The 21,361-nt window shown below is 65.5% G+C and carries 24 protein-coding genes; 12 read left to right on the top strand and 12 right to left on the bottom strand.

The annotated features are described in order from the left end of the window. Window positions 1-47: 47 nt before the first annotated feature. Both GVM20_RS08905 and GVM20_RS08900 read right to left on the bottom strand, forming a co-directional pair. The gene (locus GVM20_RS08905) at window positions 48-1,520 is read right to left on the bottom strand and encodes a TolC family outer membrane protein (RefSeq protein ID WP_166546848.1); all 1,473 of its coding nucleotides are present in this window, start codon (window positions 1,518-1,520) and stop codon (window positions 48-50) included. Next, window positions 1,517-2,119, bottom strand: coding sequence for a protein-L-isoaspartate O-methyltransferase family protein (locus GVM20_RS08900; protein WP_234031926.1), 603 nt, complete (start codon window positions 2,117-2,119; stop codon window positions 1,517-1,519). Before GVM20_RS08900 ends, GVM20_RS08905 begins: the two co-directional genes overlap by 4 nt. Before the next feature lie 215 nt (window positions 2,120-2,334). Here GVM20_RS08900 and fumC point away from each other — a divergent pair, with 215 nt between their 5' ends. The 3 genes from fumC (at window position 2,335) to GVM20_RS08885 (ending at window position 5,884) form a co-directional block, all read left to right on the top strand. Next, window positions 2,335-3,741, top strand: coding sequence for a class II fumarate hydratase (gene fumC / locus GVM20_RS08895; protein WP_166546898.1), 1,407 nt, complete (start codon window positions 2,335-2,337; stop codon window positions 3,739-3,741). Window positions 3,742-3,879: 138 nt separating this feature from the next. Continuing rightward, the gene (locus GVM20_RS08890; protein WP_166546847.1) at window positions 3,880-5,136 is read left to right on the top strand and encodes a sensor histidine kinase; all 1,257 of its coding nucleotides are present in this window, start codon (window positions 3,880-3,882) and stop codon (window positions 5,134-5,136) included. Further along, window positions 5,129-5,884: a LytR/AlgR family response regulator transcription factor gene (locus GVM20_RS08885; RefSeq protein WP_166546846.1), complete on the top strand. Its 756-nt coding sequence runs from the start codon at window positions 5,129-5,131 to the stop codon at window positions 5,882-5,884. Before GVM20_RS08890 ends, GVM20_RS08885 begins: the two co-directional genes overlap by 8 nt. Before the next feature lie 146 nt (window positions 5,885-6,030). Here the strand turns inward: GVM20_RS08885 and GVM20_RS08880 are convergent, their stop codons facing one another. Next, the gene (locus GVM20_RS08880; protein WP_166546845.1) at window positions 6,031-6,354 is read right to left on the bottom strand and encodes a UrcA family protein; all 324 of its coding nucleotides are present in this window, start codon (window positions 6,352-6,354) and stop codon (window positions 6,031-6,033) included. A gap of 189 nt (window positions 6,355-6,543) precedes the next feature. On the opposite strand from GVM20_RS08880, the gene GVM20_RS08875 reads away from it, so the two are divergent. From GVM20_RS08875 to GVM20_RS08860, 4 genes are all read left to right on the top strand, one after another. Beyond that, the gene (locus GVM20_RS08875) at window positions 6,544-6,858 is read left to right on the top strand and encodes a hypothetical protein (RefSeq protein ID WP_234031925.1); all 315 of its coding nucleotides are present in this window, start codon (window positions 6,544-6,546) and stop codon (window positions 6,856-6,858) included. A 34-nt stretch (window positions 6,859-6,892) separates the two neighbouring features. Continuing rightward, window positions 6,893-7,747, top strand: a complete 855-nt coding sequence (locus GVM20_RS08870; protein ID WP_166546843.1) for a diacylglycerol/lipid kinase family protein — start codon at window positions 6,893-6,895, stop codon at window positions 7,745-7,747. Then, a complete protein-coding gene (locus GVM20_RS08865; RefSeq protein WP_166546842.1) occupies window positions 7,737-8,597 on the top strand; it encodes a metallophosphoesterase family protein in 861 nt (286 codons plus the stop codon). Before GVM20_RS08870 ends, GVM20_RS08865 begins: the two co-directional genes overlap by 11 nt. A gap of 197 nt (window positions 8,598-8,794) precedes the next feature. Continuing rightward, entirely contained in the window at window positions 8,795-8,992 is a 198-nt protein-coding gene (locus GVM20_RS08860; protein ID WP_166546841.1) for a hypothetical protein, read from the top strand. Between the two features lie 82 nt (window positions 8,993-9,074). Here GVM20_RS08860 and rpsI read toward each other — a convergent pair whose 3' ends face one another. From rpsI to GVM20_RS08840, 4 genes are all read right to left on the bottom strand, one after another. Continuing rightward, on the bottom strand, window positions 9,075-9,590 hold the full coding sequence (gene rpsI, locus GVM20_RS08855) for a 30S ribosomal protein S9 (RefSeq protein WP_166546840.1): 516 nt from the start codon (window positions 9,588-9,590) through the stop codon (window positions 9,075-9,077). After that, window positions 9,590-10,069, bottom strand: a complete 480-nt coding sequence (gene rplM / locus GVM20_RS08850; RefSeq protein WP_160759830.1) for a 50S ribosomal protein L13 — start codon at window positions 10,067-10,069, stop codon at window positions 9,590-9,592. Before rplM ends, rpsI begins: the two co-directional genes overlap by 1 nt. Window positions 10,070-10,227: 158 nt before the next feature. Continuing rightward, window positions 10,228-10,545 (bottom strand): divalent-cation tolerance protein CutA, encoded by a 318-nt coding sequence (cutA, locus tag GVM20_RS08845; RefSeq protein WP_166546839.1) that lies wholly within the window; start codon window positions 10,543-10,545, stop codon window positions 10,228-10,230. Further along, a complete protein-coding gene (locus tag GVM20_RS08840) occupies window positions 10,545-11,627 on the bottom strand; it encodes a COX15/CtaA family protein (RefSeq protein ID WP_166546838.1) in 1,083 nt (360 codons plus the stop codon). Before GVM20_RS08840 ends, cutA begins: the two co-directional genes overlap by 1 nt. Window positions 11,628-11,821: 194 nt before the next feature. Between GVM20_RS08840 and GVM20_RS08835 the strand changes: the two genes are divergently transcribed. The 4 genes from GVM20_RS08835 (at window position 11,822) to GVM20_RS08820 (ending at window position 14,222) form a co-directional block, all read left to right on the top strand. Further along, a complete protein-coding gene (locus GVM20_RS08835; protein WP_353653128.1) occupies window positions 11,822-12,139 on the top strand; it encodes a MerC domain-containing protein in 318 nt (105 codons plus the stop codon). A gap of 72 nt (window positions 12,140-12,211) precedes the next feature. Then, window positions 12,212-13,189: a sulfur carrier protein ThiS gene (gene thiS / locus GVM20_RS08830; RefSeq protein WP_286166007.1), complete on the top strand. Its 978-nt coding sequence runs from the start codon at window positions 12,212-12,214 to the stop codon at window positions 13,187-13,189. Between the two features lie 211 nt (window positions 13,190-13,400). Further along, on the top strand, window positions 13,401-13,913 hold the full coding sequence (locus GVM20_RS08825; protein ID WP_166546835.1) for a hypothetical protein: 513 nt from the start codon (window positions 13,401-13,403) through the stop codon (window positions 13,911-13,913). 81 nt (window positions 13,914-13,994) lie between these two features. Then, window positions 13,995-14,222: a ribbon-helix-helix domain-containing protein gene (locus tag GVM20_RS08820; RefSeq protein WP_166546834.1), complete on the top strand. Its 228-nt coding sequence runs from the start codon at window positions 13,995-13,997 to the stop codon at window positions 14,220-14,222. Window positions 14,223-14,331: 109 nt separating this feature from the next. Here the strand turns inward: GVM20_RS08820 and murA are convergent, their stop codons facing one another. Further along, the gene (gene murA, locus GVM20_RS08815) at window positions 14,332-15,612 is read right to left on the bottom strand and encodes a UDP-N-acetylglucosamine 1-carboxyvinyltransferase (RefSeq protein ID WP_166546833.1); all 1,281 of its coding nucleotides are present in this window, start codon (window positions 15,610-15,612) and stop codon (window positions 14,332-14,334) included. A gap of 135 nt (window positions 15,613-15,747) precedes the next feature. Between murA and GVM20_RS08810 the strand changes: the two genes are divergently transcribed. Then, window positions 15,748-16,626, top strand: coding sequence for a UTP--glucose-1-phosphate uridylyltransferase (locus tag GVM20_RS08810; RefSeq protein ID WP_166546832.1), 879 nt, complete (start codon window positions 15,748-15,750; stop codon window positions 16,624-16,626). 4 nt (window positions 16,627-16,630) lie between these two features. Here GVM20_RS08810 and GVM20_RS08805 read toward each other — a convergent pair whose 3' ends face one another. From GVM20_RS08805 to GVM20_RS08790, 4 genes are all read right to left on the bottom strand, one after another. Beyond that, window positions 16,631-17,929, bottom strand: coding sequence for a cytochrome P450 (locus GVM20_RS08805; RefSeq protein ID WP_166546831.1), 1,299 nt, complete (start codon window positions 17,927-17,929; stop codon window positions 16,631-16,633). Next, complete coding sequence (locus GVM20_RS08800; RefSeq protein ID WP_199799525.1) at window positions 17,926-19,467, bottom strand: acyl-CoA synthetase; 1,542 nt, start codon at window positions 19,465-19,467, stop codon at window positions 17,926-17,928. Before GVM20_RS08800 ends, GVM20_RS08805 begins: the two co-directional genes overlap by 4 nt. A gap of 261 nt (window positions 19,468-19,728) precedes the next feature. Continuing rightward, a complete protein-coding gene (locus GVM20_RS08795) occupies window positions 19,729-20,469 on the bottom strand; it encodes a M23 family metallopeptidase (RefSeq protein ID WP_166546829.1) in 741 nt (246 codons plus the stop codon). 93 nt (window positions 20,470-20,562) lie between these two features. Then, window positions 20,563-21,354, bottom strand: coding sequence for a ferritin-like domain-containing protein (locus GVM20_RS08790; RefSeq protein ID WP_166546828.1), 792 nt, complete (start codon window positions 21,352-21,354; stop codon window positions 20,563-20,565). Window positions 21,355-21,361 lie beyond the last annotated feature (7 nt).

Genomic DNA, 21,361 nt, shown 5'->3' with positions numbered 1-21,361 from the left:
TCGCCCCGTCGTCATGCCGCCCAGTCCGTCCCGAATCGGGATCGCACTCACTCACCGGGCAGCAATTGCGGGCCGATTGTTGCGTTGGCGGGGGGAATGTCAACGGTTCTGGTCGATTTCGCTTCCGCCTTGGGGTCGCGGTCCCAGTCCCACATCTTGCTGCTGACCCGGTCGGCGTTGATCTGCGGATCGTAGAGCACGCCCGCATCAAGGTTGAGATCGCGCGCTTCGGCCCGGCCCATCAGTGCGAGCAGGTTGAAGCCCGCGACATAGGCATTGCGCCGCGCGGTCACCAATTGCGCGCGGGCGTTGACCAGTTCCTGTTCGGCGTTGAGCACGTCGAGAATCTGGCGGTTGCCGATCGAGTTTTCCGCGCGCACGCCTTCAAGGCTGAGTTCGGCGGCTTCAACAGCGGCCTGCGCGCTCTTGATGATGGCGCCCGCAGCCAGCCAGTTGGAATAGGTCGCGCGGGTTTCCGCAATGATCTGCCGCTCGGCCGCGATCACATCTTCCAGCGCGGCGGATTCGCGTGCGCCGGCTTGGCGCTTTTGCGCGGCGGGCAGGCCGCCCTGGAACAGCGGGATCGTCACCCGCACGCCGGCATTGGCGGTCTTTTCGCTCTGCGCGAAGTCGGCCGACACCGGGCCGCCCAGCGTGCCGAAGAAGTCGCTGTAATCGCCGTTGACGAACACGCTGACGGACGGCAGCCGTCCGCTGCCAGCCGCCTTGGTGTCGAACCCGGCGGCCTGTGCGCGCTGCTTGGCCGCATCGAGGTTGGGGTTGTTCTCCAGCGCCGCAACAATGGCATCGCCGACAGTGTCGGGCAGGCCGGGCAGCGGCGGCGGGGCTTCCAGCTCACCCGGTTCGTTGCCGACCAGCCGGATATAGGTTTCCCGCGCGGCGATCAGGTTGGCCTCGGCCCCTTGCAGATCGCCTTCTGCCACCGCGAGGCGCGAGCGTGACTGCGCGACATCGGTGATGGTCAGATCGCCGATCTGGAACCGGTCACTGGTCGCTTCCAGATTGGTGCGCAGCACGGCGACATTGTTGCGCGCCAGCGCCACCAGCGCCTCGGTCCGCAGCACGTCCATGTAGGAGGCGACGACCTGGCTGAAAATCGTGCTTTCGGTGTTGCGCAGATCGGCCTGTCCGGCCTCGACCCGCTCCTTGGCGGCAGCGATCCCGTTGCGCACCGCGCCGCCCGAATAGACCGGCACCAGCAGCTGGGCATTCACGCCCAGGTTACGTTCGGGCGCGGTGAAGGCGTTGGCCGATTGCTGGATGAACTCGATATGGGTCGCCGTGACCGCGACCGAGGGCAGGCCCTGCGCGCGGTTGATCGGCACGCCTTCGTCGATCGCCCGCTGCGTGGCGCGGGCGGATTCGAGCGTCGGGTTGGTGGTGTAAGCCGCCGCCAGCGCATCACGCAGGTTATCGGCCTGCGCGGGCGCTGCCACAGCGGCAAGCGCCAACAGGCTGGCCGAACCGGCCCAGATCAGCGAGGCGGGCTTGCGGTTCACGCGAAGGTCCAGGTCTTGGGCGCGTCGAAGGCGTGGAGCACCGGGATGCCGAGATCCTCGACCGGTTGCAGATTGACCTTGCCGGCGACCTTGCGACCCGTCGCCAGCCGCGTGACCTGCCGCAGCACGAGGCCGGTGACGATCCGGCCCTCATCGGTCAATTGCGCGGCGAGGCCATCGGGCAGTTGCTCGATCGCGCCATCGATCACGATCAGCGAATAGGCGCCGGTGCCACCTGCGTTCGCCGCCTCGGCTGCGGTGATCTGGTGAAGTTCGGCCACCAGCGGGCGCAGCAGCGCGGCGAGGTAATCGGTGCCGCCGCCGACCACGAGCACGCGGTCATCCGGCATCGGTGCGGCTTCGAGCAGCAGCTTGCCATAGAACAGGGGGGCGGCGAGGTGGCCTGCTTCACCCAGCATCACCGCACGGTCGATATAGGCCTGCGCAGCCTTGTCCGCGGGGAGGAAATCCTCACGCGGGACAGCGATCATGCGCGCCAGCACATATTCCTCGTTCACCCCGCTGGTGCGCAGCTGGCTGTCGATCATGGCGCGGCGCGCAAGATGAGTATCGGGCAAAGTCGTGGTCATGGTGTTCATCGTCTCTCGGGCTAACTGTATTAGTGACGCAATACAGTCCGTCAACCCTCTCCTTAAACGCGCGCGGCTCCGGTTCCAAGGCCTTTGGACCGCGTCGCAGCGACGCGTATGCTGGCGATTTCGGCCTTTGACCTTGCAGCGCGCTGGTGCTTAGGGGAGCGCCGAACCCTTCGGGATTGTATTCGACTTAATGAGGGATGGCTTCGATGAGTGACATGACGGCAGCTGGGCAGGACGTGCGGATCGAGACGGATTCGCTGGGCGAAGTGGCGGTTCCGGCGCATGTTCATTGGGGCGCGCAGACGCAGCGCTCGATCGTCAACTTCCCGATTGGCGGCGAAAAGATGCCGCCGGCGCTGGTGCGGGCGCTGGGAATCCAGAAGCTTGCGGCGGCCAAGGCCAACATGAAGCTCGGCGTGCTCGATGCCAAACTGGGCGAGGCGATTGTCGCTGCCGCGCGCGAAGTGATCGACGGCACCCTCGCCGACCAGTTCCCGCTGGTGGTGTGGCAGACCGGGAGCGGCACCCAATCGAACATGAACGCCAACGAGGTGATCGCCAGCCGCGCGAACGAGATGCTGACCGGCACAAAGGGTGGCAAGTCCCCGGTTCACCCCAATGATCACTGCAATATGGGCCAGTCGTCGAACGACACCTTCCCCACCGCGATGCACATTGCTGCGGCGAGCGAAGCGCTTGATCACCTGATTCCCGCATTGGAGAAGCTCCACGGCGCGCTCGACGCCAAGGCGCAGGAATTCGCCGACATCGTCAAGATCGGCCGCACCCACTTGCAGGATGCCACCCCGATGACGCTGGGGCAGGAGTTCTCGGGCTACGCCAAGCAGGTCGAATATGGCATCGCCCGCGTGCGTGCGGCGCTGCCGCGGGTGCTGGAACTGGCGCAGGGCGGCACGGCGGTCGGCACCGGGATCAACGCCAAAGTCGGGTTCGATGTCGCCTTCGCGGCCGAGGCTGCCGCCGAAACCGGCCACGCCTTCGTGACCGCGCCCAACAAGTTTGAAGCGCTCGCCGCGCATGATGCGATGGTGGAGATTTCGGGTGCCTTGAATGTGCTCGCCGTCAGCCTGATGAAGATCGCCAACGACATCCGCCTGCTCGGCTCCGGCCCGCGTTCGGGCCTCGGCGAACTCAGCCTCCCCGCCAACGAGCCGGGTTCGTCCATCATGCCGGGCAAGGTCAACCCGACCCAGTGCGAGGCGATGACGATGGTTGCCGCTCAGGTGATGGGCAATCACATGACCGTGACTGTCGCCGGATCGCACGGGCATCTCGAACTCAACGTGTTCAAGCCGGTGATCATCTACAACGTGCTGCAATCGATGAAGCTGCTGGGCGATGCCAGCCACGCCTTCACCGACAATTGCGTGGTCGGGATCGAGGCGAACATGGATCGCATCACCCAGCTGCTCAATGAAAGCCTGATGCTGGTGACGGCCCTGAACCCGCATATCGGGTACGACAACGCCGCCAAGATCGCCAAGAAGGCGCACGCCGAGGGCACCACGCTGAAGGCGGCGGCGCTGGCGCTGGGGCTGCTCACCGAAGAGCAATTTGCCCAATGGGTGGTGCCGGCGGACATGATCAAGCCGCGCGACTGACGGCGCGCTGGCGCGTCGCAAGTCGTTCGGCGTGTCTGAACAGCCGTTCATAATTCGACCAAGACCTGACCCCGCCCGACAATAAGCGCCACTGCCAGTGGCGCTGAGCGGGCGGGGGCGTTATCGCTGGCCGTCACAATGGCAACGAACCCGACCAGCGACGCCGCTCTTGATCCACCCGCCCCCACCGTGTCTTTCCGCACGGTGCTGTTTTCGATGGTGGTGCTATGGGCGACCTACTTCGCGCTCACCACAGTCCGCGCGCTGGTGATGGATTTCGGACTCCAGTTTGAACTCGGCTGGCGGCGGCTGCTGGTCACGGGCGTCGGCGTGCTGCTGACGCTGGTGCTGTGGCTGCTGCTGCGCCTGTTCGATAACCGGCCCTTGTGGCTCAAGATTTCGGGCGCGATTGTATTGGCGATGCCGGTGGCCCTGGCGATCGGGCAGGTCAATTACGTCGTCTTCAAGGACATGGAGTTCGCCCAGCGGCAGGCCTATGCCGAGCGGTACAACCTCAATCTGCGCCGCGACGAATCCGGCAATCTGCTGATCGACGTGCCGGTGCGCCGCGCCGATCCTGCTGCGGGCGGAACCGATGATCAGTCCGCCGATTCGCAGAGCGTGCTGATCGAGGAAGCGGAAACCTATGCGGATTTCTGGCGCAAGCTGCTCGACGTCGCGCTGGGGCGGTATTTCCTCCTCCTCGCCTGGGCTTCGACCTATTTTGCCTTGCTCGCCGGCGTCCAGGCGCGCGCGGCGCAGCAGCGTGAGAACAAGTTCCGCTCTGCCGCCAAGGCCGCTGAATTGCTGTCCTTGCGCTATCAGGTGAACCCGCATTTCCTGTTCAACACGCTGAATTCGCTGTCCGCGCTGGTGATGACCGGCAAGGCCGACCGGGCCGAGCGGATGATCCAGACGATCAGCCGCTTCTACCGCCACAGCCTCGCCACTGAACCGACCGCCGATGTTGCCCTGCGCGACGAATTCGATCTGCAAAAGCTCTACCTCGATATCGAGGCGGTGCGCTTCCCGACCCGGTTGGTGTGCGTGTTCGATCTCCCGCAGGAGCTTGAGGAAGCGCGGGTGCCGGGGATGATCCTGCAACCGCTGGTTGAAAACTCGGTCAAATACGCCGTCTCGCCGGTGTCGCGCCCGGTGACGATCACGCTCGCCGCGCGCGAGGAGTTTGACCGGCTGGTGATCACCGTCAGCGATGATGGCCCCGGCGTGCCGCAAGGGACACCGCACGGCTTCGGCATTGGCCTTGCCAATGTGCGTGACCGGCTGGAGGCCCGTTTCGGCCCCGACATCGGCTTTTCCTCCGCCCCCGTGCCGGGCGGCTACCGCACCGAAATCCGCATCCCCTTGACCAGAATGACAGCCCGCTATGCCTGAGACCGACACGGAAACCACTGCGCTGCGCACCCTGATCGTCGACGACGAACCCCTCGCGGTTGAGCGGGTGCAGGTCATCTGCGCCGAAATCCCTGCCGTCCGCGTGGTCGGCACTGCGAGCGACGGCGCCGCCGCGCTGCGCTTGGCCGAGAAGCTTGAACCTGATCTCGTGCTGCTCGACATGACCATGCCCGAATTGGACGGGCTTGGCGTTGCGCGCCATTTCGCCAATCAGCCGCAATCGCCGGTGGTGATCTTCGTCACCGCGCATGATCACTTCGCGGTCGAGGCGTTCGATCTGGAGGCGGTCGATTACGTGCTGAAGCCCGTCTCGGCTGACCGGCTGGAACGCGCGATCGAGCGTGCCGTCGCCCGCCGTGGCCAGCGCCGCCAGAAGGCGAGCCGCTATCTCGACGAATTGTGGGTGCCGCACCGGTCTGAGCTGCTGCGCATCGCAGTGAGCGAAGTCCACCAGATCGATGCCGAGCGGGACTATGTCCGCTTGCACGTGGGCGGGCCGGAAGCTGGGCGGTCCTACCTGCTGCTCCAGACCATCGCCGGGCTGGAAGAACGGCTCGATCCCGAACAGTTCATCCGCATCCACCGCTCCACCATCCTGCGCCGCGACCATATTCGCGGACTGCGTCACGATGGCCTAGGCGTGTGGTCGGCGGAACTGGTCAACGGCGAGGCGCTGCGCATCGGGCGCACTTACCTCGCGCGCGTCAAGGCGATGGCGGGTCGTTGATTCGCGGTCTGCGCTGACGCCCGCCCCACCAATAGTGCCGGAAAACAAAAAAACGGCCCGAACCCCAGGGACTGGAAGGGTTCGGGCCGTATCGACTGCGCCATCCAGCCTGCGGGGCGTCGGTTGGCGCAGGATTGCAGCTGCGGTTAGCCGCCGCGCTGCTGTTCCAAAATAAGCGCGGCGACCTGTTGCTTGGCATCGCTGCGCGCCTTGGCGAGGCAGGCGAGGGCGTCTCGGCTCATCACGCGCGAACCGGTGGTCAGGCTGGTGGTGCGGCACACCTGGCGCACGGCTTTCTCGACGCGCTTGTCGAGGGTCTTCTGACCGTTCGCCGTGCCGAGATCGATGTCTGTGGTTGTGACCCGGATGGTCGTCTTCTGCATCTCGGCGGCCATCGCCGGGCTGATCGCCGCGCCGGCAAGGCCAAGCGCCGCAAGGGCATGTGTGAGTGTTTTCGCAAGGGGTTTCATGTTTCATCTCCTCCATCTCGCAGGGGCCTGAGATCGGGCGGGGGTCCGATCCGGCGGGGGTGCCAAGCGCCCTGCTGAAACCCCTGATACGCCCCCTTCCTGCCGCCCGCATTCGGCCTTCGATCAACCCGTGTACCGCCGTCGACAGACGCGGCGGCCTGATGACCAATGGTGCTGATGGCGGGACAAATGGCGGTTCCCAATCGACCAGCGCAGCGCCATAGTGGCGGCATGGGTTCGGCCACCATCATCATCTTTCTGCTGGGAATCGGAAACTTCGCGATCAACCGCGCTGTGTTCAAAAGCGGTCACCCGCTGTTCGCGCGCCTGCCGCAGGTGAGCCAGACGCTGGGCAGCCGCGCCGCCCTGGTGAGCGAATTTGCCGTGCTGTTCTTCGCGCTGCTGCTCTCGGTTGAGGGATGGCCGGGCTATGCCTGGGCCTATGCCGCCTACACCTTTTTCAATGCCGGTGCCGCTTGGTTGATCCTGAGCGGGCGGGTATAGCGCCCAAGCCGGGGGCGCCGGAGCACAAACGACGATGGATACGCACACCCCCTGCTGGCTCGTGGTCAACCCTGCAAGCGGGAGCAATGACCAGACCTCCGCCGAAACGCTCACCGCCGCATTGACGGCGCGCGACTGGCCGGTCGAGCGGGTGGTGGCCTTTCCCGACGATCCCCTGCCCGATGCCGCCGCGCTGGATGCGGCAGGGATCGGGCATGTGGTGATCTACACCGGCGACGGCACGATGAACACGCTGATCAATCAGCTCTCCGGCTGGGGCGGCACGGTGCTGGTGCTGCCGGGCGGAACGATGAACCTGCTGCCACTGCGGCTGCACCGGACGACGGACCTCGACACGATCCTCGATATTGTGGCCGGCGGCGGTGCGCGCGCGCGGCGGCTGGATTGTGTGCGCTGCGAGGCTGGGCTGGCGCTGGCGGGGCTGCTGGTCGGCCCGGGCACCGCGTGGAGCCGCGTGCGCGAATCGATGCGCAGGCGCGATATCGCGGAGATGGCGAAGGAAACGGTCGAGGCGCTGCGCCACACCACCACCGGGGCAGGCGTCATGCTGGCCGACAGCCGCCTGTCGCGCGACGGCGGCTATCCGCTCATCGAACTGACCCCCGGCGAACACGGTGTGCAGATCGACGGATACTTCGCCGAGGCCCCGCTCGACTATGCCGGGCAGGCCTGGGCCCTGGTGCGCCGCCGGTTCCGCGAAGGGCCGCACGACCGGCTCGGGATCGCTGACAGCTTTACGCTCGTCAGCGCCGATGGCAGCCCGCTGGCCTGCCTGATCGACGGTGAGCCAAGCGAATGCCCCTCCGGTTCGCGATTCTCGGTTGAGCCATGCGGCGTGGATCTGCTGGCGACATCGCATGAGCTCTGACCGGCTGCGCCTGTTCCACCTGTCCGACATCCACTTCGGGCTGGAGGATCGCGACGCGCTGGCATGGGTGCGCGACGAGATCGCGGCCAAGCGCCCCGCTGCGGTGGTGATTACTGGCGATCACACGATGCGCGCGCGCCATCACGAATTCGCCGCTGCGACCCGCTGGATCACCGCGCTCGACGTTCCGGTGACGATCAGCATCGGCAATCACGACATGCCCTATTTCAACCTGATCGAGCGCTTTTTCGATCCCTACAAACGGTTCGAGGGGATGAAGACGCTGGTCGAACGCGAGATCGACCTGCCGGGGCTGGCGATCGTGCCGCTCAAGACCGTGCGGCGCTGGCAGCCGCGCATGAACTGGTCGAAGGGCTGGGTGACGGCCCCGGCGCTGGCCGATTGCCTTGATGCGCTCGACCGGCTGCCTGCCGGAACGCGGGCGCTGGTGGCGGTGCACCACCCGCTGCGCGAGGCCGGAACGCATGGCACGGCGCTGACCCGCGGGGGCGAGAATGCCTTGCGTGAACTCGCGCGGCGCGATGTGCTCGGCGTGCTGTCGGGCCATGTCCATGACGCCTTCGACATCGCCGAGCCGACCAGCGAAGGCGCCGTCCGCATGATTGGCGCGGGCACCCTGTCGCATCGCACCCGCTCAACCCCGCCCAGTTTCAACGAATTGACGTGGGATGGCGTGCGGCTGGAGGTGGCGGTGCGCAATCTCGAAGGTGTTCCGACGCCCGACATGCTGATCGCGGATGTCCCCGAGGATGCCACCCCGCCGCGCACACCGGGCGAGCCGGTCGCTCCGGTCGATCGTGTCCCCCCGGTCGATCCGCCGGTGCATTGATCTGCGCGCATCGGTAATATTTCGGGGCTGCGCCTTAACCTTTTCCCTAGGATTGGCCTTAAGGTTTTGTTGGTCAAATCGCGGATGCAGGCTGGGATGGCATGCACGCGCTGGCCCTTTCCTGCCTGCCCTGTTCAACCGACGGCCGCCTGGGGCAAGTCTCCCCCCCTGCGGCTGGTGCGACGAAGGGAATGGCGATGGATTTGATCAAGGCGATGACCTTTGGCGCGATCCTGTCAGCGACGGTCGCTCTGGTGGTCGGCTCGCAGGGATCGAGCGCCGGTCCGCTGGCGATTCATGCGGTGCATCTCGCGGATGCCAAAATCTACTGGTCGTGGCCGATCTTCCTGTCGGCGAGCGGGCTGTCCTTCGGGATCATGCTGCTGCAACGCTGAGCCCCCGAGTCTCCCGGGCGGCAAAAGAAAAGGGCGGCTCCCTTCCGGGGCCGCCCTTTTTTGTATCCCTTGCGGGAAAAGCTTAGCGCTTCGAGAACTGGAAGCTGCGGCGGGCCTTGGCCTTGCCGTACTTCTTGCGCTCGACCACGCGGCTGTCGCGGGTGAGGAAGCCTTCAGCCTTCACCGCGCTGCGCAGTTCCGGCTCGTACTTGCTGAGCGCCTGAGCGATGCCGTGCTTCACAGCGCCGGCCTGACCCGACAACCCGCCGCCGCGCACGGTGCAGATCACATCGTACTGGCCGCTGCGGTCGGTGATGGTGAAGGGCTGGTTGATCACCAGACGCAGAGTCGGGCGCGCGAAGTAGGTTTCCTGATCGCGGCCGTTGATGGTGATCTTGCCGGTGCCCGGCTTGACCCACACGCGGGCAACCGCATCCTTGCGGCGACCGGTGGCGTAGGAACGGCCCTGCGCGTCGATTTCACGGTCACGCAGCGGTGCGGCCACGCGAGCGATTTCGGCAGCGTCACCCTGCGGAACGCCAGCGGCGATATCCTTGAGGTCGGCGAGATCCGAGACGGTGGTGGTTTCGTCGGACATTATGCGGCCACCTTGTTCTTGCGGTTCATGGAAGCGACGTCGAGCACCTGCGGCTTCTGGCCATCATGCGGGTGTTCGGTGCCGACATAGAGGTGCAGCGCACGCATCTGATCACGGCCGAGCGGGCCGCGCGGGATCATCCGCTCGATCGCCTTTTCAAGCACGCGCTCGGGGAAACGACCGCCCAGCACCTTGGCCGGGGTGGTTTCCTTGATGCCGCCGGGGTGACCGGTGTGCTTGTAATAGATCTTGTTGCCCATCTTGTTGCCGGTGAACTTCACCTTCTCAACATTGATGATGATCACGTGATCGCCGCAATCGACGTGCGGGGTGTAGGTCGGCTTGGTCTTGCCGCGCAGGATGTTGGCGACGATCGCGGCGAGGCGACCGACGACGAGACCGTCGGCGTCGATGATGTGCCAGTTCTTTTCGACCTCGGCCGGTTTGATCGACCGGGTCTGCTTGCTGAGCGCCTTCATGGCATGTGTCCTTGGTTCGAAACTGTTCTGCCGGCAAATGTCCGGGAGAATCGCCCCCACGCGGCACACGGCCGAGCGGAGAAGTGGGGCGCAAATGTCGCCGACCCCCGTGAAAGTCAAGCAAAAGCGCCATTTCGCGATGCGGTAAAATAATACCGTTAGCTGGAAATGGCTCCGGCCAGCCATGCCAGCGTTGCCGGATGGGCCTCATCGACATGCCAACCGAGAATGGCGGGCGTATCGTAGGGATGCAGTTCGCCGACCCGCTCGACCACGTCATCCAGACGGTCGGCGACGGTTTTGAACAGCACCGCGGTCTCGGTGCCCGAAGCACGGGCGCCCTCCCACACGAAGCGGGATTCGATGGTGCCGAGGATATTGGCGCAGGCGATAAGCCCTTCATCGAGCAGCGTGTCGGCAGCGGCGCGGGCGCTTTCAACATCGGGGAAGGGGCACCACACCAGCGCGGCGGCCATCAGGCGGTAGCTCCGCCTTGCCGTGCGACTCCGTTGCTGTGCATCGCCCAGACCGTCGCGGCGACCGTCAGCGCGCCGACCAGTTGGTGCGCGGCGGCGATCCACAGGGAGACGCCGCTCATCACGGTCGCAATCCCCAGCAGCACCATCGTCCCGAAGGCGCTGTGCACCGCGATGCTCGCGAACCGATCCGTTGTGCGCACCGCCCGTCCCAGCCACACCAGCGCCGCGACGGCCACCCACGCCCACCAGCGGTGCAGGAAATGGAGCAGGAAGGGATCATGCGTCAGCGTCCACAGCGCGCCCTGCGACCAGTCCACCTCGGGCAGCAGCCGCCCGTTCATCAGCGGCCAATCATTGGCGGCGAGTCCGGCATTGAGCCCCGCCACCCACGCACCGAGCAGCAGCTGGACGAACAACACGCCCGCCACCAGCGCCGCGCCCGCCGTCAGCGGCGCCGGGCGGGCGGCAGGATCGCGGGCGAGCAGCCGCAAATCGCGTGACGTCCACACCAGACCCGCGAGCAGGAACAGCGCCGTCAGCAGATGGGCGGACAGGCGGAAATGGCTCACATCGGTCAGGTCGGTATTCCCGACGCCCGACGACACCATGTACCATCCCAGTGCCCCTTGCCCGAGGATCAGCGTGAACATCGCCGCCAGCCGCCAGCCGTATCCCGCCGGAATCGCTCGCCGCGCCGCAAACACGATCAGCGGCAACAGATAGGCGAGCCCGATGACCCGCCCGAGGATGCGGTGGAACCACTCCCAGAAGAAGATGAACTTGAACGCGGCGAGATCCATCCCCGCCGGGCCGCTTTCCATCCGGAATTCGGCGGTGAGCCGGTACTTGGCGAATTCGGCCTGCCACGCGGCCTCGTTCAAGGGAGGGAGGATGCCGCTGACCACGTTCCATTCGGTGATCGAAAGGCCGCTCTCCGTCAGCCGGGTAATCCCGCCGACAACCACGATGCCCACCACCAGCAGCGCCACCAGCTCCAGCCAGCGCGCAATCGCCAGAGGCCGGGCGCGGGTGTGCGGGGCGGGTTTGAACAGGTTCGACACGGAGGCGGAAGTGGCCATGGTGGCTCGCTCTTTGTGCCGCGCGCCGTGCCAGTGCAAGTCTGTTCGGCGCAAATGCAAATGCTTCGCGCGCAAGTCCGCCTTGCACAATGTAACAACATTACATATGTGCGGCTGAGATCATGCCCCAAAATGCGCTCCCCCCTGCGAGTCGGACCTCGCTCCGTCGCCGACTCGATCAGCTCGGGATCGGATTGGCCGGCCTGTGCGCGATCCATTGTCTCGCGACCCTGTTCCTGGTCTCGGCTCTGGGCCTGGGCGGGCATTTCCTGCTGGAAGAGAACATCCACCGTATCGGCCTCGCCGTTGCGGTGGCGGTGGCGACCGCGGCGATCGGCTGGGGCCTGCTGCGCCACGGGCGGATGCTGCCGTTCCTCGTCGCGGTGGTCGGTCTGGTGCTGATGGCAGCTGCGCTGGTCGTGCCGCATGGAACCAACGAATTCCTGCTGACGCTGCTGGGTGTGGCGCTGGTTTCGGCCGGCCATGTGCTGAACCTGCGCGCCGCGCGCTGACGCGCTTATCCAAACGCAGCCTCTCAAAACACTTGGGTTGCAGCCTCGGCCTGAGCGCCTATGTCCCGTGCCATGACGAAGAGCCTTATCCTGAACGGCGCGCCGCACCGTTCCGCCGCCGCCACCATCGCCGATCTGGTCCGCGAACTCGACCTCGCACCCGAGAAGGTCGCCGTGGAACGCAACGGCGAAATCGTCCCGCGTTCGACGCTGGGTGACGCGCCGCTGGCGGATGGCGACAGGCTGGAAATCGTGCACTTTGTCGGCGGCGGCGATCACGTCGCGGATAGCTGGACCGTGGCGGGCCGAACCTTCACCTCGCGGCTTATCGTCGGCACAGGCAAGTACAAGAGCTTCGAGCAGAACGCCGCGGCCGTTGCCGCTTCGGGCGCGGAGATCGTCACCGTGGCGGTGCGGCGCGTGAATGTCAGCGATCCCAAGGCGCCGATGCTGACCGACTTCATTGACCCCAAAAAGATCACCTACCTCCCCAACACCGCCGGGTGCTTCACCGGCGAGGATGCGGTGCGCACCCTGCGCTTGGCGCGCGAGGCGGGGGGCTGGGACTTGGTCAAGCTGGAGGTACTGGGCGAGGCACGCACGCTCTACCCCGATATGCGCGAGACGCTGAAGGCGACCGAGGTGCTGGCCAAGGAGGGCTTCCTGCCGATGGTCTATTGCGCCGACGATCCGATTGCGGCGAAGCAGCTTGAGGATGCGGGCGCGGTCGCGATCATGCCGCTGGGCGCGCCGATCGGCTCGGGCCTCGGCATCCAGAACCGGGTGATGATCCGGTTGATCGTTGAGGGCGCGAAGGTGCCGGTGCTGGTCGACGCGGGCGTTGGCACGGCGTCGGATGCAGCGGTGGGCATGGAGCTGGGCTGTGACGGTATCCTGATGAACACCGCCATCGCCGAGGCGAAAGACCCGATCCGCATGGCCCGCGCGATGAAGCTGGCGGTCGAGGCCGGACGCGAGGCTTACCTTGCAGGCCGCATGGCGCGGCGGATGTATGCTGATCCGTCCTCGCCGCTCGCGGGTTTGATCTGAGGGTTTCACACAAAGACACAAAGGCACAAAGAGGTTGGCACCTGCGGCGAAGCCGAGCCTCGTTTTCAAGGTGGGCTTGAAGAGACAGGCCCTCACGGGCCGCATGCGCTGCCCTCTTTGTGTCTTTGTGCCTTTCTGTGACCCCATTTCTACCTAACCTTAAATTAACCATGGCGTGCGACGTTCTCCCTGTCTGAAGGAGACATGCGCCATGATGATGCCGATTGCCGAAATGCGGGAATTCGCCGGGTTCGCACCCGCAGAACAGCGTTACATCAAGCGCAGCCTCGATATCGGCCTCGCCCGCACCGATGCGTTCCGCCGCTGGGGCCGCAGCGAGAGCGAGAACACTGCGATCCGCCGCCAATATGTCGCCTATCAGGATCTGAAGACTCTGCGCGCGCTGATCCCGCACGAAGGCACCCCGCAGGAGGTCGAGCGCTTCCTCGGCAAGCTGGTGCGGGTGGCCGCTTTCGATCTCGAACAGGAGCGGCTGGGGTGTTTTTCGGCCTTCCGCTTCCTGTATGAGCGCCTGCTCGGTGCCCGCGCGCGGCCCTATCTGCCCGCCGCCTTCTGCGCGGCCGCCGCCCTGCCCTCGATCCGCCCCGAACGCCGCAAATTGTTGCTGCAAAGCTTGAGCGAGGCCGCCGCCACCGCGCCCGGCTGGTCGGAACGCGAGCCGGGCTTCCTCCCCGAATATGTGGACGACTTCGAAGCGGCGTGATCCGGAGCATCGCGCAGAAAAGTGGGAACCGGTTTTCTGCAAACAGCGATGCGACCACAAAGACGTGTTAAGAGGCGGCGGATGACGTCGCCCTATCACCCCCCGGTCAAACGCTCGCTGAGTATCGCGGGTCACCAGACCTCGATCAGCCTTGAACCGCTGTTCTGGGATATGCTGAAAGGCGCCGCCATGCGCGAGGGGCTGGCGATTGCTGCCTTGGTCGCCCGCATCGATGCCGAACGGATCAAGTCACCGACGCCCCCGGGACTGGCGAGCGCGATCAGGGTCTGGTTGGTGGTGAACGGCTGACTTAGTCATTGCGAGGCCGAAGGCCGCGGCAATCCAAAGACCGACCGACTACTGCAAGCTCAGTCGATGGATTGCTTCGCTTCGCTCGCAATGACGAGGGAGCGCCGGATCAATCATCCACCCGTTCGATATCCGCGCCGACCAGCTGGAGCTTCTCCTCCAGCCGCTCATACCCACGGTCGAGGTGATACAGCCGCCGCACCGTCGTCTCGCCCTCGGCCGCGAGGGCGGCGATGACGAGACTCATCGACGCGCGCAGGTCGGTCGCCATGACCTCGGCGCCGGTCAACCGGTCCACGCCCTTGACGATCGCGGTGCGGCCCTCGGTGGTGATGTCTGCGCCCATGCGCGCGAGTTCCGGCACGTGCATGAAGCGGTTTTCGAAGATCGTTTCTTTCAGCACACTCGCGCCTTCGGCCTTGCACAATAGCGCCATCAGCTGCGCCTGCATGTCGGTGGCAAGGCCCGGATAGGGCGCGGTGGTGAGGTTGGTGGCTTTCAGCGCGCCGTTTGCCCCCACGGTGATGCTCTTGGCGTCCCACGTCACATCGCAGCCGATGGCCTGCAACGCGTGGATCGTCGCCATCATGTCGTCAGCCTTGGCGCCGTCCAGGCGCACTTCGCCGCCGGTGATCGCGGCCGCGCAGGCGTAGGAGCCGGCTTCGATCCGGTCCGGCATGACGCGGTAGGTCGCCCCGTGCAGGCGCTTCACGCCGTGAATGGTGAGGTTGGAGGTGCCGATCCCCTCGATCTCCGCCCCCATCGCAACGAGCATGTTGCAAAGGTCGACAATCTCCGGCTCGCGCGCGGCGTTGAACAGGCGGCTGGTGCCGTTCGCCAGCACAGCGGCCATGAGCGCATTCTCGGTCGCGCCGACGCTGACCACCGGGAAATCGAAGTCCCCGCCCGGCATTCCGCCATCGGGCTGGATCGCGCGGACATAGCCCGCTGCCAGCTCGATCTTGGCCCCGAAGGCTTCCAATGCCTTCAAGTGCAGGTCAATCGGGCGGTTGCCGATCGCGCAGCCGCCGGGCATCGACACGGTCGCTTCGCCGCTGCGGGCCAGCATCGGGCCGAGCACGAGGATCGAGGCGCGCATCTTGCGCACCAGATCATAGGGCGCGACGTTCGAGGTGATGCGGGTTGCCTCAAGGCTCATCACCCGGCCGAAATCCTCCGGGCGCGTGCCCTGGATCACGGTGGTGACGCCAAACTGGTTCATCAGGTGCTGGAACCCGTCGATATCCGCCAGCCGCGGCAGGTTGCGCAGCGTCAAGGGTTCCTCGGTCAGCAGCGCGCAGGGAATGAGCGTCAGTGCCGCATTCTTCGCGCCGGAGATCGGGATGGTGCCGGAAAGGCGGTTGCCGCCACGAATGATGAGTTTGTCCATGATTCCGCCTTAGCGAAAAGTGCCTTTCGTGCAACTCGCCGGGTCCGGTTTCCGATCAATCATTGACCTCGGTTATGGCGCAAGGCACGGGTCGCGGGACATCAGGCAACCAGAAGCAAGCAACGAGGGCAGTTCATGTCTCCCAAGCCGATCCGGAAAGCCGTTTTCCCCGTTGCCGGTCTTGGCACCCGCTTCCTGCCCGCGACCAAGGTGGTGCCCAAGGAGCTGCTCCCTGTCGTTGACCGTCCGCTGATCCAGTATGCGGTGGACGAAGCGCGCGAGGCGGGGATCGAACAGATGATCTTCGTCACCGGGCGCGGGAAGACCGGGATTGTCGAGCATTTCGACATCGCCTTTGAACTCGAACAGACCATGGCGGAGCGGGGCAAGGACCTGTCGGTGCTCGATTGCACCCGCGCCACGCCGGGCGACATCATCGCGGTGCGCCAGCAGGTGCCGCTGGGCCTTGGCCACGCGATCTGGTGCGCCCGGGCGATTGTCGGAGACGAGCCGTTTGCGATCTTCCTCCCTGATGAGTTGATGGTCGCCCGCGAAGGGGGCACCGGCTGCATGAAGCAGATGGTCGAGGCCTATAGCGAGGTCGGCGGCAACCTCATCAGCGTGCTCGAAGTGCCGATGGCGCAGGTCTCGTCCTACGGCGTGATCGACCCCGGCGCTTCGCAGGGCGCGTTGACCGAGGTGCGGGGGCTGGTGGAGAAGCCGGCGCAGGCCGACGCGCCGTCCAACAAGATCGTCTCGGGCCGCTACATCCTCCAGCCCGAAGTGATGCGGGTGCTGGAGAATCAGGGCAAGGGCGCGGGCGGTGAGATCCAGCTGACCGACGCGATGGCCAAGATGATCGGCCAGCAGCCGTTCCACGCGGTGACCTTCGACGGCGCGCGCTACGACTGCGGCAGCAAGGTCGGCTTTGTCGAGGCGACGCTGGCCATCGCGCTCGCCCGCCCTGACATGGGCGCCGAGGTGCGGGCGATTGCGCTGGACTTGCTGAAGTAGCGGCTCAGGCCGCCGTTACCCGCAGCGGCAGAGTTTTCAGCCCGCCGACAAAGGTGCTGCTGGCGCGCTTGGCCTCGCCTGCCGGTTCCACGCTGGCGACCCGGTCGAGGATCGCTTCGAACAGGATCTTCATCTCCAGCCGTGCCAGATGCAGGCCAAGGCACTGGTGCGCCCCCGCGCCAAATGCGAGGTGGCGGTTGGGCGAGCGTGCGGCGTCAAACCGGCGCGGGTCGGGGAACTGCGCGGGGTCGTGATTGGCGGCGACGTAGTTGATCATCAGCCAGTCACCCTTCTTCACCTGCTGCCCGCCCAGCGCGCAATCCTCGGCTGCCGTGCGCATGAAGTGCTGCACCGGGCTGGTCCAGCGGATCGCTTCCTCGACGATGCCGGGCAGGAGCGAGCGGTCCGCCTTGACCCGCGCCCATTGCTCGGGGTCATTCGCCAAGGCCTGCATCGCGCCCGCCGTGCTGGCGCTGGTGGTGTCATGCCCGGCGGTGGCGACGATGATGTAGTAGCCCGCCATGTCGCGCGGGGGGAGCGGCTGGCCATCGACCAGCGCATTGGCGATGACGCTGGCGACGTCCTCGGTCGGGTGCTTGCGGCGATCCTCGGCGATTCCGGCGAAGTAATCCTCGAAAGTCTTCACCGCCCCGGCAACGATCTGCACCACCTGTTCGGGCGTCATCTGATCCATGCCGCTGCCCGACAGGTCCTTGTCCTGCCCGCCGAACAATTGCTGGGTGAGCATCTGCATTCGGAACTCGTCCTCCGGGGGGACGCCGAGGATTTGCATGACGACGCGCAAGGGATAGGGGCCGGAGACTTCCTTGACGAAGTCCACCTCGCCCGAGGCCCCCTGTTCCAGCATCCGGTCGACCGTGCGGGCCGCCAGCGCGCGCAGTTCATCCTCGAGCCGTGCGAGGTTCCGCGGCATGAACCATTCCTGCGTCAGCTTGCGATACTTGGGGTGGATCGGCGCGTCGAACACCACCAGCGAATCGACCAGCATGTTCGATCCGGTCGCCGCGCGGCTGAATTCGATCGCCTGATTGAAGCTGAACACCACCGGGCGCGGGTTGTTGAGGAAGGCAGCGTTGTCCTTCGAAATCCGCATCACATCGTCATAGCTGGTGACGAGCCAGAACGGGTCGAACAGCCCCGGCGTGTCGGGCTGCACCTTGGCGACGGGCGTGGTGGCGCGGATATGATCGAAGGTGTCGAGCAGCCCGTCCCATTCGGCATAGGCGTGCGGATCGATGACCTTGCGGGCGACGTCGCCCGAAAGCACCGCCTCCCCGCTCACGCTGCGTCGGCCTTTGCCTTGGCAGCGTATTCATCCCGCAGCTCGCGCTTGTAGAGCTTGCCATTGGCTTCGCGCGGGAGTTCGGGGCGGAAGTCGAACAGCTTGGGCATCTTGATCTTGGAGAGGCTGGCGCTGAGGAAGTCGCGCAGCTCCGCCTCCAGCCCCGGCCCGGCCTGCGCCATGTCCTTGGGCTGCACCACCGCCACCACCTTCTCGCCCAGATCAGGGCAAGGCGCGCCGATCACGGCGGCGTCCATCACCTTGGGGTGGGTGACGAGCAGGTTCTCGATCTCCTGCGGGTAGATGTTCACCCCGCCGGAGATGATCATGTGGCTCTTGCGGTCGGTGAGGAACAGGAAGCCGTCGCTGTCGAGATGGCCGATATCGCCAAGCGTCATCCACCCGCTGGGGTGCATCGCTTCGGCGGTCTTGGCGGGATCGTTGTGATAGGTGGGGAGATTGACGTTCTCGAAGAAGATGAGGCCATCCTGCCCGGCGGGAAGCTCCTCGCCCTCCGGCCCGCAGACATGGACCTTGCCATGCACCGCAATACCGACCGTGCCGGGCTTGGCGAGCCAGTGTTCGGACTTCACCAGCGTCATCCCGATCATTTCGGAGCCGGCGTAGTATTCGTTCACGATCGGCCCCCACCATTCGATCATCTCGCGCTTGATCGGCACGGGGCAGGGCGCGGCGGCGTGGAGCGCGCGCTTGTGGCTCGAAAGGTCGTAACGGGTGCGCACCGCCGGATCGAGCTTGAGGAAGCGCACGAAATGGGTCGGCACCCACTGGCTGTCGGTTACCTTGTAGCGCTCGATCGCCTTCAAGGCTTCCTCGGGATCGAACTTCTCCATCATCACCACCGTCCCGCCAAGCCGGTGGACGATCGAGCACCAGCCGATGGGGGCCGCGTGGTAGAGCGGGGCGGGGGAGAGATAGACCATCGTGCCGTCCGCCGGCATCCCCGCGCCCATCGTGGCGAGGCCGAGCAGCGGGACGGGCGCCTGCGGATCGGGATCTTCGGGCGGGGCGGGGCGGATGCCCTTGGGGCGGCCGGTGGTGCCCGAGGAATAGAGCATCACCATCCCGGCGCGCTGATCGGGGATCGGAGTGGTCGGCTGGGCGGCAAGCGCGGCGGCGAAATCTTCCGCGTCGCCGGAATCCATCATCAGCACCTCAAGGCCGGGACACTCCTTGCGGATATCGCCGAGGATCTCGGTGAAATAGCCGCTGGTGATCAGCAGCGTGGCCTGCGCATCGCGGATGATATAGGCAGCCTCGGGCGCGGTCAGGCGCGACGAGATCGGCACCAGCATCGTGCCCGCGCGCTGCGAGCCCCAGATCAGGGTGAAATACTCGATCCGGTTTTCCAGCAGCACCGCAAAGGCATCGCCCTGATTGATGCCCCGGGCGCGCAGCAAGTGGGCAAAGCGGTTCGATTCCGCTTCCATTGCGCCATAGGTGATCTGCTTGCCTGATCCGGTCATGATGACAGCGGGATGATCAGGGCGGGTCGCGGCGTGCGCGATCGGATGCATCGACATGGTTTCTCTCTCCCTTGCCATTTGCATGGCTTGGAGAGGAAATTACGCGAGGCGCGCGGCCCCGCAAGCAAAAACGGTATGGAAAATGCTACTTATCGTGCGGGGAGTGAGGCGCGAAGCTGGCGATCACGAGGGCACAAAAAAAGGCGGCGGGTAAACCCGCCGCCAATGATCGGACACCCTCTCCAATGTCCGGCCCACTTACAGCGGGCAATCTCGTGAAGCCTACTCGCCGGAGCCTATCGTGAGGGTCGCTTATTCGCCACCCTGGCCGGTCAGACGAGCATCGCGGGCGTAAGCCAGCTGTGCTTCGCTCTCTACCATATACGGAATCGGATTGACTGCAAGCCCGTCAACGCGGACTTCGTAATGCAGGTGCGGGCCGGTCGAACGGCCGGTCGAACCGACGTAGCCGATGAGGTCGCCCTTCTTCACATTGTCGCCCGCAGCCACTGCCAGACGCGAGAGGTGGGCGTAGCGCGTTTCCATCGAAGCACCGTGATTGATGCTGATGTAAAGGCCATAGCTCGAATACCAGTCGGCGCGGCCGATCACGCCGTCAGCGGTGGCATAGACCGGGGTGCCGGTCGGCGCAGCGAGATCGATCCCGGCGTGGGCGCGGCGCCCGCCGAGCACCGGGTGCGTGCGCATTCCGAAGCCGCTGGTCAGCGATGCGCCTTCAAGCGGCATGCGCGACGGCACCGAAACGGCGCGCTGCGGGATCGGGGAAGAATAGGCGGTCACCTCGGCGCCGGATCCGAGCGTGGGGCTGGTACGCTCCATCGCGGTCCAGCTGGAAAAAAGCGACTTGAAGCGGGCATCGCCCGTGTCGACCACTTCGGGCTGACCTTCGCGGAGCGGCTGGGTCACGTCGGCGCTGGTGGCAGTGGTGGCGGAATTGGCGGTGTTGGCGAATGCCGGAGCGGCAGCGGAGACCAGAATGGCTGAAGCAGCTGACACAGCAAGCTTCAGCATGTGGCGCACGGCAAATTTCATACTGACCCGAATCCCGATAGCAGCTTTCGCCGTTGAATGCCCCAGCACGTCTGTTGCGCGCCTTTCTTGAAGCGTTGTTATCCGGGTGAGTCGTTAATGCGCAATCTCTGCATAGAAACCACGCGACAAACCGGCTGCAAGACGCGCTGAGTCGTTGAACGGTGGCTTAACGTGACCTTTGAAGTGCCGCTTTACGAGGCTCTGCCAAAGGGATTCGGGCTCAGACTGCGTCAGTTCCGCGCATCGCAAAAAGTGCTTGGTGCCTGCCGCGACATGGCGAATTTCGTCGTCAAGTATCCGCGAGAGGATCTTTGCCCCGCCCTCATCGCCGCTCGCACGCACCCGGTCGAGCGTCGCAGGCGTCACATCCAGCCCCCGCGCTTCGAGCACCATCGGCACCACGGCGAGCCGCGCGGCGACATCATCGCGCGTTTCGTGGGCCGCTTCCCACAGCCCGGCATGGGCGGGCAGCGCGCCGTAATGGCTGCCGAGCTGTTCGAGTTTTCGCGCCAGCAGGGCGAAATGCATCGCCTCGTCCGCTGCCACATCCATGAAATCGCTGACGAATTCGCGCCCCATCTCGGCCCCGAACCGCCCCGCCATGTCGAGCGCCAGATCAATCGCGACGAATTCGATATGGGCAAGGCTGTGCCACAGCGCGATTCGCCCGCGTTCGCTGCCGCCCTTGCGGCGCTTCGGCATCTGGCCCGGCGACAGCAGTTCGGGCGCGTCGGGCCAGGCGGGCTGGCCCGGCATCGCCACGTCGAAGTCCCACGCAAGCTTCCCCATGCGCCAGTCCCGCGCCACCTGCCGGGTGGCGAAGCACTTGGCGCGCGGGTCGGCGGTCAGCAGGGCTGAACGGATGGCGCGGGCGATGGTTGTCATGAAGGTG

Origin of the sequence: Porphyrobacter sp. SLTP, assembly GCF_009905735.1 — a bacterium.
Taxonomy (GTDB): domain Bacteria; phylum Pseudomonadota; class Alphaproteobacteria; order Sphingomonadales; family Sphingomonadaceae; genus Erythrobacter.
Note: the sequence above shows the minus strand (reverse complement) of the source record. Positions and strands in the feature narration are given on the sequence as shown.

What these genes read in the sequence shown, in the direction of transcription:
- rplM (WP_160759830.1), bottom strand. Translation starts at nt 10,069, where the DNA reads ATGAAGGCGCTCAGCAAGCAGACCCGGTCGATCAAACCGGCCGAGGTC.
- GVM20_RS08795 (WP_166546829.1), bottom strand. Translation starts at nt 20,469, where the DNA reads ATGAAATTTGCCGTGCGCCACATGCTGAAGCTTGCTGTGTCAGCTGCT.
- GVM20_RS08860 (WP_166546841.1), top strand. Translation starts at nt 8,795, where the DNA reads ATGGATTTGATCAAGGCGATGACCTTTGGCGCGATCCTGTCAGCGACG.
- GVM20_RS08875 (WP_234031925.1), top strand. Translation starts at nt 6,544, where the DNA reads ATGGCGGTTCCCAATCGACCAGCGCAGCGCCATAGTGGCGGCATGGGT.
- GVM20_RS08800 (WP_199799525.1), bottom strand. Translation starts at nt 19,467, where the DNA reads ATGCATCCGATCGCGCACGCCGCGACCCGCCCTGATCATCCCGCTGTC.
- fumC (WP_166546898.1), top strand. Translation starts at nt 2,335, where the DNA reads ATGACGGCAGCTGGGCAGGACGTGCGGATCGAGACGGATTCGCTGGGC.
- GVM20_RS08885 (WP_166546846.1), top strand. Translation starts at nt 5,129, where the DNA reads ATGCCTGAGACCGACACGGAAACCACTGCGCTGCGCACCCTGATCGTC.
- GVM20_RS08870 (WP_166546843.1), top strand. Translation starts at nt 6,893, where the DNA reads ATGGATACGCACACCCCCTGCTGGCTCGTGGTCAACCCTGCAAGCGGG.
- cutA (WP_166546839.1), bottom strand. Translation starts at nt 10,545, where the DNA reads ATGGCCGCCGCGCTGGTGTGGTGCCCCTTCCCCGATGTTGAAAGCGCC.
- thiS (WP_286166007.1), top strand. Translation starts at nt 12,212, where the DNA reads ATGACGAAGAGCCTTATCCTGAACGGCGCGCCGCACCGTTCCGCCGCC.
- GVM20_RS08825 (WP_166546835.1), top strand. Translation starts at nt 13,401, where the DNA reads ATGATGATGCCGATTGCCGAAATGCGGGAATTCGCCGGGTTCGCACCC.
- GVM20_RS08810 (WP_166546832.1), top strand. Translation starts at nt 15,748, where the DNA reads ATGTCTCCCAAGCCGATCCGGAAAGCCGTTTTCCCCGTTGCCGGTCTT.
- GVM20_RS08820 (WP_166546834.1), top strand. Translation starts at nt 13,995, where the DNA reads ATGACGTCGCCCTATCACCCCCCGGTCAAACGCTCGCTGAGTATCGCG.
- GVM20_RS08840 (WP_166546838.1), bottom strand. Translation starts at nt 11,627, where the DNA reads ATGGCCACTTCCGCCTCCGTGTCGAACCTGTTCAAACCCGCCCCGCAC.
- GVM20_RS08790 (WP_166546828.1), bottom strand. Translation starts at nt 21,354, where the DNA reads ATGACAACCATCGCCCGCGCCATCCGTTCAGCCCTGCTGACCGCCGAC.
- GVM20_RS08865 (WP_166546842.1), top strand. Translation starts at nt 7,737, where the DNA reads ATGAGCTCTGACCGGCTGCGCCTGTTCCACCTGTCCGACATCCACTTC.
- GVM20_RS08900 (WP_234031926.1), bottom strand. Translation starts at nt 2,119, where the DNA reads ATGAACACCATGACCACGACTTTGCCCGATACTCATCTTGCGCGCCGC.
- murA (WP_166546833.1), bottom strand. Translation starts at nt 15,612, where the DNA reads ATGGACAAACTCATCATTCGTGGCGGCAACCGCCTTTCCGGCACCATC.
- GVM20_RS08890 (WP_166546847.1), top strand. Translation starts at nt 3,880, where the DNA reads ATGGCAACGAACCCGACCAGCGACGCCGCTCTTGATCCACCCGCCCCC.
- rpsI (WP_166546840.1), bottom strand. Translation starts at nt 9,590, where the DNA reads ATGTCCGACGAAACCACCACCGTCTCGGATCTCGCCGACCTCAAGGAT.
- GVM20_RS08880 (WP_166546845.1), bottom strand. Translation starts at nt 6,354, where the DNA reads ATGAAACCCCTTGCGAAAACACTCACACATGCCCTTGCGGCGCTTGGC.